At 61.4% G+C, this 12450-nt stretch carries 11 protein-coding genes; 4 read left to right on the top strand and 7 right to left on the bottom strand.

All coding sequences use genetic code 11. The features are described 5' to 3' along the window. Positions 1 to 1002 precede the first annotated feature (1002 nt). Entirely contained in the window at positions 1003 to 1356 is a 354-nt protein-coding gene (locus tag QMX86_RS24690) for a hypothetical protein (RefSeq protein WP_041479078.1), read from the top strand. A 274-nt stretch (positions 1357 to 1630) separates the two neighbouring features. Here the strand turns inward: QMX86_RS24690 and QMX86_RS24695 are convergent, their stop codons facing one another. The 3 genes from QMX86_RS24695 to inhA all read right to left on the bottom strand — a co-directional run bounded on the left by QMX86_RS24695 (position 1631) and on the right by inhA (position 5026). Further along, positions 1631 to 3196 (bottom strand): PAS domain-containing methyl-accepting chemotaxis protein, encoded by a 1566-nt coding sequence (locus QMX86_RS24695; protein ID WP_073474028.1) that lies wholly within the window; start codon positions 3194 to 3196, stop codon positions 1631 to 1633. A 102-nt stretch (positions 3197 to 3298) separates the two neighbouring features. Then, positions 3299 to 4090: a CPBP family intramembrane glutamic endopeptidase gene (locus tag QMX86_RS24700; RefSeq protein WP_282386523.1), complete on the bottom strand. Its 792-nt coding sequence runs from the start codon at positions 4088 to 4090 to the stop codon at positions 3299 to 3301. 249 nt (positions 4091 to 4339) lie between these two features. Further along, positions 4340 to 5026, bottom strand: a complete 687-nt coding sequence (gene inhA, locus QMX86_RS24705) for an isonitrile hydratase (RefSeq protein WP_273528489.1) — start codon at positions 5024 to 5026, stop codon at positions 4340 to 4342. A gap of 89 nt (positions 5027 to 5115) precedes the next feature. On the opposite strand from inhA, the gene QMX86_RS24710 reads away from it, so the two are divergent. After that, positions 5116 to 6099: a GlxA family transcriptional regulator gene (locus QMX86_RS24710; protein WP_282386524.1), complete on the top strand. Its 984-nt coding sequence runs from the start codon at positions 5116 to 5118 to the stop codon at positions 6097 to 6099. Here the strand turns inward: QMX86_RS24710 and QMX86_RS24715 are convergent. After that, entirely contained in the window at positions 6068 to 6955 is an 888-nt protein-coding gene (locus tag QMX86_RS24715) for an alpha/beta hydrolase (RefSeq protein ID WP_110647028.1), read from the bottom strand. The two genes, QMX86_RS24710 and QMX86_RS24715, sit on opposite strands and share 32 nt — an antisense overlap. Positions 6956 to 7069: 114 nt before the next feature. Here QMX86_RS24715 and QMX86_RS24720 point away from each other — a divergent pair, with 114 nt between their 5' ends. Beyond that, complete coding sequence (locus QMX86_RS24720) at positions 7070 to 7678, top strand: hypothetical protein (RefSeq protein ID WP_241664637.1); 609 nt, start codon at positions 7070 to 7072, stop codon at positions 7676 to 7678. Here QMX86_RS24720 and QMX86_RS24725 read toward each other — a convergent pair. From QMX86_RS24725 to QMX86_RS24735, 3 genes are all read right to left on the bottom strand, one after another. Next, positions 7650 to 8039, bottom strand: coding sequence for a hypothetical protein (locus tag QMX86_RS24725; RefSeq protein WP_130928540.1), 390 nt, complete (start codon positions 8037 to 8039; stop codon positions 7650 to 7652). The two genes, QMX86_RS24720 and QMX86_RS24725, sit on opposite strands and share 29 nt — an antisense overlap. A gap of 307 nt (positions 8040 to 8346) precedes the next feature. Beyond that, the gene (locus QMX86_RS24730; protein WP_282386527.1) at positions 8347 to 10173 is read right to left on the bottom strand and encodes a glycoside hydrolase family 15 protein; all 1827 of its coding nucleotides are present in this window, start codon (positions 10171 to 10173) and stop codon (positions 8347 to 8349) included. Further along, positions 10166 to 10966, bottom strand: a complete 801-nt coding sequence (locus tag QMX86_RS24735; protein ID WP_071171618.1) for a glucose 1-dehydrogenase — start codon at positions 10964 to 10966, stop codon at positions 10166 to 10168. Before QMX86_RS24735 ends, QMX86_RS24730 begins: the two co-directional genes overlap by 8 nt. A gap of 232 nt (positions 10967 to 11198) precedes the next feature. Here QMX86_RS24735 and QMX86_RS24740 point away from each other — a divergent pair, with 232 nt between their 5' ends. After that, positions 11199 to 12371 carry an MFS transporter gene (locus tag QMX86_RS24740; protein ID WP_071171619.1) on the top strand — a complete coding sequence of 391 codons (1173 nt, stop codon included), beginning with the start codon at positions 11199 to 11201 and terminating at the stop codon, positions 12369 to 12371. Positions 12372 to 12450 lie beyond the last annotated feature (79 nt).

Here is a 12450-nt window from a genome sequence, read left to right on the forward strand (position 1 = left end):
TTGGAGCGGCGAAGTACGTAATTGGAAACTCGCAAACGCTGTTTACCTGAATCCAGAGCGCCCTGAAACAAGGGCGTAATAGACTCCTAAAACAGCCGTGAAGCGACAGATACGTTGACACGCACCGAAGCGCCTAAAAAAGTAAGCAAAAAACGCTAGCTCCTACGTTCGGCCCTCGCAGGCTCGGGTTCCTTCGCTCCGGGACTGATCCGGGCGCAGCGGCTCCGGTTTGCTTCGCTGCACCTCCTTCCGCTGTGTTCGACTGCGTCGAACGGTCGCTGCGCTCCCACGCCCGGATCAGTCCCTCCACTCAGCCTTCCGACGTCGCCGGTGGATCAAGATCAAGAGCACTCGAGCTTGCGCTCATTGTGAGTGGGGCGGCTTCGCCGCGGGCAGCTGCGCTGCTTTGCTTTTCTGTGGGAGCGAGCTTGCTCGCGAAGGCGGCCTGACAGCCGACCAATCTCTACCTTTTGGACCAAATCCCTGTGCGAGCTGGCTTGCCAGCGATGGCGACCTCCAAGCCGACCAATCCCTCACTGATGTACCCGATCCAAATGTGGGAGCGAGCCTGCTCGCGAAAGCTCCCTTCCAGACGACATCAAGCCACCTGCCTGTCAGAGGCAATCCCTGCAGTTAAACATCATCAAATTCCCACGTTTAAACTACACGATCCGTTACGCCATCCCGGCTACAACTTCTTGCGCCATTGCCTACGCCTACGCCAGAATCCGCCGGCTTACGCGGCTATGAGGTTGGCTATATCGTTTCTCGATCACTGACAAAAAGCAGTGATCGGGTTTGGTAGCCCGTCTGTAATGGCCGTATGTCTACGCCTTCAGACCGTCCTTTTTTTGGGGGCTCGGTTTATATGGTGGTCATGCGTGGGGCTCGTTCGCGGGCGCCGGGTTCCTATTGCAGCCGGTCTACCAACCCGCGTATGGCCGCCACCCTCGTTTGGTAGCGAAGGTGATGGCTCCTTCAGTCTGCGATAGGAGTTTCATCATGTTCAAAGTAACCCCCAACCCGCCACCCCCCCACGACCGCGCCCTCGACCCGCAAAAAATCCAGGAAGCCACCGACCGCGCCCTCGATTACTACCTCAAACCCGAAGATCTGGCCGCTCCACCAAGCTCTCCAAAATATCGCCCGATCTATGTCGTGGACCCCACGCTGGATGACGAAACCCTGTTGGTCGAGGCCTGCGAGTCGCTTTCATACGCGCATGCCATGGCCGGTAACATCGCCAACTCGATAGGCGGCCCCGAACGCAAACCACTGCTGGCGCTGCAACAGGTGATCATGCTCAACGAACTGTTGGTCAATCGACTGCTGGATAAGCTGAAGTTGCCTCAGTAATTTCGCTGGCTTTTATGGCCTCTTCGCGAGCAGGCTCGCTCCCACAGGGGATTGGTGTCGGGCACGTAATCTGTGATCACCGCAGATCCAATTTAGGAGTGAGCCTGTTCGCGATGGCGGTCTTCGAGCCGACCAATTCCTCACGGCTGTACCTCATCCAATGTGGGAGCGAGCCTGCTCGCGAAAGCGCTCTACCGGACACCGTCATTTTCAGCAAGCAACAAAAAACCCGGAAAGCTCACGCCATCCGGGTTTTTTCATTCCAGCCATCCAATCAGCGGTTAAACCGCGCCACCAACGAATACTGGGTGTTTGCCGTCTTCGTCAGCTCTTCACTCAGCAACGCCGAGTTATGCGCCTGTTCCGAGGTCTGATCCGCCAGTTCCGAAATATTGCTGATGTTACGGCTGATCTCTTCAGCCACGGCACTTTGCTCTTCGGTCGCGGCGGCGATCTGCGTTGTCATGTCGGTGATGTTGGCCACCGCTTCGCTGATGCCGACCAGTGCCTGATCCGCTTCCAGGACCCGCGCCACGCCTTCTTCGGCCTGGCGATGGCCGGCTTCCATGGTCTGCACGGCGCTGGAGGCGGTCTGTTGCAACTTGGCGATCAGGGCATGGATCTGCCCGGTGGATTCGCTGGTGCGTTGCGCCAGTTGACGGACTTCGTCAGCCACGACCGCAAAACCTCGGCCCATTTCGCCGGCACGCGCAGCCTCGATGGCGGCGTTGAGGGCGAGCAGGTTGGTCTGGTCGGCGATGCCTTTGATCACGTCGACCACGCCGCCGATTTCGTCGCTGTCCTTGGCCAGTTGCGTCACGGTCAGGCCGGTTTCGCCGACGACCACCGACAGGCGCTGGATCGCTTCGCGGGTTTCGCCGGCGATGTCGCGGCCGCGGCCGGTCAGGCGGTTGGCTTCCTGGGTGGCGTCAGCGGTGCGCTGTACGTGGCTGGCGACTTCCTGGGTGGTGGCGGCCATCTGGTTGACGGCGGTGGCGACCTGTTCGGTTTCCACGCGCTGGCGTTCCAGGCCGGTCGAGCTGTTGTGCGCCAGGGCGTCGGACTGCTTGGCCTGATCGGTCAGGTGCTCGGCGGTGTCCTGCAAGCGGGTCAGGCAGGTTTTCAGGCGTGCTTCCTGGCTGAGGATCGACATTTCCAGACGCGCCTGCGCGCCACGGCTGTCGGTGTACATCTGCGCGATCAGCGGGTCGGAGGTGGTCTGTTCGGCCAGGCGCAGCAGGCGCTTGAGCCCGCGTTGCTGCCATTGCAGGCCCATCAGGCCCAGCGGCACCGACAAACCGGCGGCGAGGGCGAAGCCCCAATGCGAGTTCAGCGTCGCGCCGATCATGAAGCTCAGCTGGCTGACCAGAATGAACGGCAGCCAGTCCTGCAGGAGCGGCAGCCATTTGTCCGTCGAAGGAATCGCCGACTTGCCCTGGTTGATGCGTTGGTAGAGCGCTTCGGCGCGGCGGATCTGTTCGGCGGTGGGCTTGACGCGCACCGACTCGTAACCGATCACCTGATTGCCTTCGAACACCGGTGTTACATAGGCGTTAACCCAATAGTGGTCACCGGATTTGCAGCGATTCTTGACGATGCCCATCCATGGCAAGCCTTGTTTCAGTGTGCCCCACATGTGCGAGAACACCGCCGACGGCACGTCAGGGTGACGGACCAGATTGTGCGGCGCCCGGATCAGTTCCTCCCGCGAAAACCCGCTGATCTCGACAAAGTCGTCGTTGCAGTAGGTGATCACGCCCTTGGCATCGGTGGTGGAAATCAACCGTTGCTGAGCTGGAAAGGTCCGCTCGCGTTGTGTAATGGGCTGGTTGTTACGCATGGTTTTTCAATCCGCAAGGCTTTGAATGGTTGTCGGCGCCGACAGGTTTTTATTGAAGTTTTTTTTCAGATTTAAGTACGCCGTCGCAAAACCGCGCTTGCGTCAACTGGCCAGCATCGGATAGGTGAACAAGCCGAAGTGCAGCAGGTTCAGGCCGAAATGGGTGGCGATCGCCGCGCCCAGTCCGCCAAAACGGTAGGCCAGACCATAGCCGACCCCGGCCAGTCCCGCCAGCAACACCCAGGTCCAGCCAGCGCCGGCATGCACCAGACCAAACAGCAGCGAGGCCAACAGCAGCGCGAGGTTGTCGCCGTAGGGCAGGTGCTTGAGGCGACGGCTGAGTCCGCCCTGTATATAGCCGCGAAACAGCGCTTCCTCGACCAGCGTCACCAGCAACAGGTTGTTCACCACCCACAGCCAGGCCTGATCCGGCCACTTCGGCGCCCAGGCGATTACGCCGAGCAACAATGCGCCGCCAAGGGCGAGAATCGCGCACAGCGTCAGGGCGAGGGCAGTGGCATAGACCGTCAGGCGCAACGAACGCCGCGCGACAATCCATGGACAGACCAGCAGCAGCCAGAAGCCCACCAGCGGTTTGTCGAGATTGAGGTACATCGCGAACGGCACGGCGTTGTCAGTGAAACGTTGCGGATTGATCACCCGGCCGTTGGCGAAGCCCGGCAGCCAGTGCAGCGCCAGTGCCACGGCCAGAACGATGAACAGGCCATGGCCGAGCCAACGCGCGAACGGCACCTCTTGCTGACGCACGGCGAATGCGGCGAACAGCAAAAGCCCGACGGAGATCAACGCCAGCCAACCGAGTTGGCCGTAGCTCAGGGCCAGTCCGTAACCGAGGCCGAGCAGCGCGAGATAAAGCCAGGGCAGCGCCTTCATGGAAAGTCCTTGTGCGAGATTTCTGGAAGGGGCTTTCTACACGGGCGAGGGAAGTGGGACAAGTGAAGGAGAGTGAGAAGCGCGGCGAATAACTTGGGATCGACGTGTAGGAGCTGCCGAAGGCTGCGATCTTGAGCCTGTGGGACGCGGAGCGTCCCCGGCTGCATTCCCACGCAGAGCGTGGGAACGATCAGATCAAAAGATCGCAGCCTGCGGCAGCTCATACAAGGGTTGTGATTGGCTGGGATATCAGCGCAGGCCCAGTTTGGCCGCCGCGCGCTCGGTAATCTCCGTACGCAACTTCAACGAAGGCGCCGCGCGCAACCGCGCTTCATCGACCACCGCACTTGGCGCCACCTCCGGACTGCCGGCGTTGAACGGCGGTGCCGGGGCATATTCCAGTTGCAACTGCACCAGTTGCGCCGTATCGGCATCGACCAGTTCCGCCGCCAGCACCAAGGCGAAATCGATCCCAGCAGTGATTCCGCCACCGGTAAACAGATTGCCGTCGCGTACCACCCGATCCTTCACCGCAATCGCGCCCAGCGTCGGCAGCAACTGGTGATACGCCCAGTGCGTAGTCGCGCGCTTGCCCTTCAGTAGCCCAGCAGCGCCGAGCACCAGCGAGCCGGTGCACACCGAGGTCACGTAACGTGCCTGGGCGGCCTGGCGTTTGATGAAATCCAGCGTCTGCTGATCTTCCATCAGCGGCCCGACGCCACTGCCGCCGGGCACGCAGATTACGTCCAGATCCGGGCAATCCTCAAAGGTCGTAGTCGGTTTCAGCAGCAGGCCGGTGCTGGCCGTCACCGGCATCAGGTCCTTCCAGATCAGGTGCACCTGCACGCCGGGCAACGAGGCGAGTACGTCATAAGGGCCGGTGAGGTCGAGTTGCTGGACCTGCGGGAATAACAGAAAACCGATCTGCAGCGTCATCGTTCTTGCTCCGTTGAAAGAAGTGGACGACTGTACTGTAGGCGCGTAGGTTCTGGCGCATACGCCAATCACCCCACGAATTACGCCAAATGCCTAAAGCCATTCACGTTCTCGCGTTTGCCAACATGCAGATTCTTGATGTCACCGGGCCGTTGCAGGTGTTCGCCTCGGCCAACGATCTGGCTCGCCAGCGCGGCATGCCGACGCCCTATGCGCCGAGCGTGATTGCCAGCGGTGGCGGGGCGGTGATGTCATCGGCGGGGTTGGCGGTGCTCGCCGAGCCGTTGCCGCAAACGCCCAGCGACACCCTGATCATCGCCGGTGGCTGGGGCATTTATCCCGCCGCCGAAGACTCGCAACTGGTCGACTGGGTGCGCGAGCACGGCACTCATTGCCGGCGCGTGGCTTCGGTGTGCACCGGGGCCTTTCTGCTCGCGGCCAGCGGCTGGCTCGATGGCCGCCGCGTGGTCACCCACTGGACGCGCTGCGAGCAACTGGCCGCGCAGCATCCGAATCTGCGCGTCGAAGCCAATCCGATTTTCATCAACGACGGCCCGGTGTGGACTTCCGCCGGTGTCACGGCAGGCATCGATCTGGCGTTGGCCATGGTCGAAGAAGACCTCGGCCGCGACATCGCCCTCGACGTCGCCCGGCACTTGGTCGTCTTCCTGAAGCGCCCGGGCGGGCAGTCGCAATTCAGCGTGACGCTGTCGCTGCAACAACAGGGCAACCGCTTCGATGAACTGCACGCCTGGATCGCCGAGAACCTGACCTGCGACCTCGGCATCCCGACTCTCGCCGAACAGGCCGGCATGAGCGAACGCAGCTTCATCCGCCACTACCGCGCCGACACCGGCCAGACCCCGGCGCGGGCGATCGAATTGATCCGCGTCGAAACCGCTCGACGACTGCTCAGCGATACCGGTTTGCCGATCAAACGCATCGCCGCCAATTGCGGCTTTGGCAGTGAGGAAACACTGCGGCGCAGTTTTCTGCGAGCGATTGGCGTGACACCGCAGGCTTATCGCGAGCGGTTTTCGGTTAGCGTTGCAACAGATCCAGTATCGCCTTGAGGGTTTCCTGCGGCGCTTCTTCGGGAATGTTGTGGCCGACACCCGCCAGCACTCGCCGCTCATAGAAGCCGCTGAAATGCTCGGCATCTTCATCAATCAGCGAAGGCGGGCCGACGCCATCATCGCCACCGCACAGCGAAATGCTCGGCACGCTGATCACCGGCTGTGTGGCCAGCGCTTCCTCCATCCACTCCAGGGCTGGATCGCCCGGGGCGTATCCGAAGCGATGCCGATAGGAATGAATCACCACGTCGACAAAATCAGGATTATCAAAAGCGTCAGCGGTCAGCGGGTAGCGTTCGTCCTTACGCGCCCATGTCGGCGACCACAGCCGCCAAAGCAGCTGACACAACTCCCGGCGATTCTGCTTAAGGCCCTCGACGCCACGCGGCGTGTGGAAATAGTACTGATACCAGAGCCGATGCTCGTCTTCCGGGTCCAACGGCTGGTTCGCATGGGCGATGTCCTGCACGAGGTAGCCGTCGCCGCTGACCAGCCCGCGCACTCGCGCCGGAAACAACGCCGCGACAATACACGCCGCCCGACCGCCCCAGTCATACCCGCAAAGCATGGCCTGTTCGATACCCAGCGCATCCATCAGATCGAGCAAGTCCTGCGCCATCGCAGCTTGCTGGCCGGAGCGCAGGGTTTGCGCACTGTTGAACCGGGTCGGCCCGTAACCGCGCAAGTACGGCACGATGACGCGGTAGCCTCGCGCGGCCAGCGCCGGGGCGACTTCGTCGAAGGCGCGCGGGGAATAGGGGAAGCCGTGGAGCAGAATCACCGGGGCGCCGTTGTTCGGACCGTGCTGTTCGTAGGCAATGGTCAGAAAAGGCGTAAGGACTGACTGAATCATGACTGTCAACTCCGTGCAAACGTCTTCCAAACCCTAGACCATCGGATAGACTGCGCAGCTCATTCTGTCGACTGGCTTCAAGGACGATACATGTCACTCAAAACGCTGCTTGTTATGTTGGCACTTGTCGTGATGCTGACCGGTTGCGCATCGCCGCCACCGGCATTGCCGGACACCCCGCAGCGCCGTGAACTGATGGAGCGCATGTTTGCCAAGTCGACGATCATGCTGTCCTTCAAGGAGTTGGACGCACGATCCGCTACCGTGCCGGGCGAACCGCAACGCCAGCTCAGCGCCGATGAGGCATTGGCCAGCCATAAGCAACAAATGAATGTAGACCTGCCGGCGGCGTACTGGGAGCAGCGCCGTGCAAACCTTGCGCAACTTATCGATGCCAGAGCAAAAGGTGAAGCCATCGGTCTGGCGGCATACAAGCAGAAGTACTTCGAGCAATTATCCCTGGCACCGACGTCAATGCTCGCGGCGCTGGCCAATGCCCCGAGGATGGACGCGCTGGCAGAGTTTCCATTGGTGCTGCCCAATGACCATCAGCTCAGTTACTTCTACCTGATGACCGTTGCGGATGAAACGTTTTGGGAAATCGAGCAGTTCTACCAGCACATGGCCGATCTGGACGCCCAGTACGGCGTCTGTGCCCTGTACCCGGATTGCTACCGCCCGGACTTCCGCACGGCTAAGCCTCAAGCTCCGCGATCTGATTGAAATACTTCGTCCGATCCGGCGTAAACGTCACCTTCATCTTCGTCCGCGAACACATCAGCGAACGCTCCTGCGCCAGATCAATATCCAGATCCTCACCGCGCAGACCCTGCCACTGCGCCAGATATTTCAGTGAGCCGTACTTCTCGTTTTTCTTCAGGCTGCGACTGACGCCACCCTTCCAGCCCAGCACCGGCAATTCACCGGCCAGGCAGCGCTGGGCCAGTTCGGGAAAGCGTTCGGCGCGCTGGCGGCCGATTTCCCAACATTTGATCAGGCCTTTGTCGGCGGCTTCCCAGAGCTGGGTGCGAGTCAGTCCGCTGCGAAGAGGGGAGGCGATGCTGCGCTGGACGTGGTGAGGCATTCCGGTTCCTTGAATTCGGGTGTGGTTGGACAGCTCCGCTGTGCCCGTTGCGTTGGATGGTAGGTGTGGATGTAACGGCTGGCAACAAGGTATTTCGCCGTGTAAGCGTACGTTGCGGGAAGCGTTTCAACGTAACGTGTGTGGCGTATGTAGGAGCAGTTTTTACACAGACTGTCGCCAGACATAACCGCCGTGCAGGTTTCACGTTGGGTATGGGCCTGTTGCCGTTGGCTGGCGGGCAGGCCCGTTGTGGAAAAATCCCGTCCAGTCAGGGATCGGTCTGACATGCGCTGACGAAAAAACATCGCTATGGCTGCCAGGAACTCTTCTCGCCACTCAGCTTGCGGTCAAGAAAACTCGCTGCACTGATCAACGCCAGATGCGTCAGCGCTTGCGGCGTGTTGCCCAGATGCCGGCCATGGCTGTCGAACTCTTCGGCGTACAGCCCAAGCGGGTTGGCATATCGCAGCAATTGCTCGAACTCCAGGTGGGCTTTTTCCACCTGGCCGGCGCGGGCCAGGCATTCGACGTACCAGAACGAACACGCGGCGAACGCGCCTTCGGTGCCACTGAGGCCATCGATGTTGGCGTCTTCGTTGCGATAGCGATAGACCATGCCGTCGCGCACCAGGGTTTTTTCGATCGCTTCGAGGGTCGACAGCCAGCGCGGATCCTTGGCGCTGACGAAGCGCACCAGCGGCATCAGCAGCATCGAGCCATCCAGTGCGGTACCACCCTTGTACTGAACGAAATGCCCGCGTTCTTCGTTCCAGAAGTTGTCCCAGATGTCGGTGTAGATCGCTTGCCGGGTGTTATCCCAACGGGCGAACGGCGCCGGCAGCGAACGCTTGGAAGCCAGACGGATCGCCCGGTCCAGCGCCACCCAGCACATCAGCCGCGAGTGCAGGAAATGATGGGTTTCACCGCGCATTTCCCAAATGCCGACATCTTCGCTCTGCCAGTTTTCGCAGACCTGATCGACCACTTCGCCGACGTGCCGCCAGCCTTCGTGGGAAATCGCATCACCGTACTTGTTGACCAGATACACGGCGTCCATCAGCTCGCCGAAGATGTCCAGTTGGACCTGATCGTAGGCACCATTGCCGATCCGCACCGGTTGCGCGCCGCCGTGACCGGACAGGTGCGTGAGTTCGGTTTCCGGCAATTCCTGCTGGCCGTCGATGGCATAGAGGATGTTGAGTTTCATCGGTTTGCCGCAGCAATCGCTGACTCGCCCGCGCAGCCATTGCATGTAGTGGTTGGCTTCATCGACAAAGCCCAGGCGCATGAACGCGTAAACCGTGAACGAAGCGTCGCGGATCCACGTGTAGCGGTAATCCCAGTTGCGTTCACCGCAGGGGGTTTCCGGCAGGCCGAAGGTGGCAGCGGCGAGGATTGCACCGTGGCGGCGTGAGGTCAGCAGTTTCAGGGCGAGGGCGGAGCGATTGACGATTTCCCGCCAGCGCCCGCGATAGTTGGATTGGCCGATCCAGCCCCGCCAGTATTTGAGGGTGCGCTCCATGCACAACTCGGCGGCGCCTTCGGCAAAGCGTGGGTCGTCGCTGCCACCGAGCATGAACGCGGCGGTTTCATTGTGCTCGAGGGTGAATTGCGCGACGGCCGCTTGTGCATCGATCTGCAGGGTTTGATCTGAAGCCAGGCGCAGCGATGGCTGACCCGCAGCGTGGAACGTCACGTCCTGTGCGTTGATCTCTGCCCGGGTGTCGGCGCGACCATAGTCGTGGCGTACCGCGCAACGCAGGTTGAACGTCGCCGAGCCGCTGACCACGCGCACCCGGCGCATCAGCAGCGGCAGGGCGTCGACATCGTCACCGATGGGCAACAGATCGGTGATTTCCACCACTGCGTGTTCGCTTAGCCAACGGGTCTGCAAGACGTTGGTGTCGGGCAGATAAATCTGTTCCCGGCGCGCATCCGGCAAGTCTGGCGCGAGCTGGAAAATCCCTGCTTGCGGGGTGTCGAGCAGCGAGCAGAAGATCGTCGGGCTGTCGAACTCCGGCCAGCAGAAAAAATCCACGCTGCCCTTGTCATTGACCAGTGCGGCGCTGCGCATGTCGCCGATGATGCCGTGGGCACCGATGGGACTTTGTTGTTCCATTTCAGGCTCAGCCATTGCCGCGAAACTCCGGATAGAGGCTCATCCCGCCATCGATGAACAGGGTGGTGCCGACGATGTAATCGGACAGGTCGGAAGCGAGGAAAACCACTGCGTTGGCAACGTCCTCGACATCGCCAATGCGCCCGTAGGGAATCAGCTCAAGAAGTTTGTCGCCGGCCGCGCCTTCAGTGGCTTCTGTGTTGATGGCCGTGCTGATCGCACCGGGCGCGATACTGTTGATACGGATGCGCTGGTGGCTGACTTCCTGGGCGAGGCTCTGCATCAACTGATCGACGCCGCCCTTGGACGCCGCGTAATTGACATGCCCGGCCCATGGAATGCGCTGGTGCACCGAACTCATGTGAATGATCTTGCCCGCCGCGCGCGACACGCCTTCGCGCAAGCCCTGACGCTGGAAAATCCGCAACGCCGCCCGTGCGCAGAGGAACTGCCCGGTGAGGTTGACGCCGATCACCGTGTTCCAGTCGTCGAGCGTCATGTCCACGGCGGCAGCGTCTTTTTGCAGGCCGGAATTGGCCACCAGAATATCCAGCGAGCCGAAGGCTTCGACGGTCTCTTTGAACAGCCTTTCGACCTCTTCTTCTTTCGAGACATCGGCGCCGATAGCGAGGGCCTTGCCGCCCTCAGCGTTGATCTGTGCAGCCAGTTCTTCGGCGGGTTCGGCGCTGCTGTTGTAGTTGATCACGACCGCAGCGCCGGCCGCAGCGAGTGCTTTGGCGGCGGCATGGCCGATGCCGGAGCTGGCGCCCGTGACCAGCGCCACCTGATGAGCGAGGGAAATCTGCATGACGATTCGCGCCTTGGTTCCAGAGACTTAAGTAGCTGACTGATGACAGACGCTGAGAGTTCATTTGCTGGGTGCGGTGATGCGCTGGCCCCTTCGCGAGCAGGCTCGCTCCCACAGGGGACGGCATTTCGAATGTGCGAGCGAAGGGGCCTTCACAGACCGCTAACAATTGCGCGCTTCCACGGCATTCAAGGCTATGGCAACTTGGCCGCCCCTGATGAGGCTGCAATCGATGGCAAATCCCTACCGCGAATTGTTCACCGCCCCCGGTGCCCGTGCGTTTGTGCTGGCCGGGATGCTGGCGCGCATGCCGATTTCCATGACCGGCATCGGCCTCATCACCATGCTTGCGCAGTTGAACGGCGGTTATGCGCTGGCGGGTGCGGTGGCGGCGACGTTTGCTTTGGCCACGGCGTTTTGCGCGCCGCAGGTATCGCGACTGGTTGACCGCTACGGGCAGGGGCGGGTGCTGCCGATCGCAGCGCTGACCGGTGGCGGCGGGTTATTGATGTTGCTGCTGTGCACGCGTTTGCAGGCGCCGGACTGGACGTTGTTCGTGTTCGCCGCGCTGGCCGGGTGCATGCCGAGCATGTCGGCGATGGTGCGGGCGCGCTGGACCGAGATCTATCGTGGCCAGCCGCAATTGCAGACGGCGTATGCGCTGGAGTCGGTGCTCGACGAAGTGTGTTTTATCGTCGGGCCGCCGCTGTCGGTGGGCTTGTCGGTCGCGGTGTTTCCCGAGGCCGGGCCGCTGGCGGCGCTGCTGGCCCTGGCCATCGGCGTGACGGCGTTTGTCGCCCAGCGCAGCACCGAACCACCGGTGCACGCGCAGGAGTCGCAGCATCAGGGCTCGATCATTCGCTCGACCGACGTGCAATGGCTGCTGGCGTTGATGCTGGCGATGGGCGTGATCGTCGGAGTCATCGATGTGGTCAGCGTCGCTTTCGCTCAACATCAGGGGCAGCCGGCAGCGGCGAGTATTGTTTTGTCGGTGTACGCGATCGGCTCATGCCTGGCCGGCATCGCCTTCGGTGCGATGCGTTCGAAACTGCCTTTGCCGCGCCTGTTTCTCTACGGCGGCGTGGCGACGGCGGTGACCACGCTGCCGCTGCTTTTGGCGAGCAACATCCTTGGCTTGTCGATCGCGGTATTTATCGCCGGGCTGTTCTTTTCACCGACGCTGATTGTGGCGATGGCGCTGATCGAACGCATCGTGCCACCTGCAAAACTCACCGAAGGCCTGACCTGGCTGGTGACCGGGCTGAGCATCGGCGTGGCGATCGGCGCCGCCGGTTCCGGCGCGCTGGTGGATGCGTTTGGCGCGCGCAGCGGATTCTGGCTGGCGATTGCGGCGGGGGCAGTGGTGCTGATTTCAGCGTTCCAAAGTTTCCGTCACTTGAAATGAAATTCCACTGTGGGAGCGAGCCTGCTCGCGAATGCGTTGTATCAGGTATGAAGATATTTACTGACACACCGCCTTCGCG

It is taken from the genome of Pseudomonas sp. PS01270 (assembly GCF_029959775.1).
GTDB classification, from domain to species: Bacteria; Pseudomonadota; Gammaproteobacteria; order Pseudomonadales; family Pseudomonadaceae; genus Aquipseudomonas; species Aquipseudomonas atacamensis.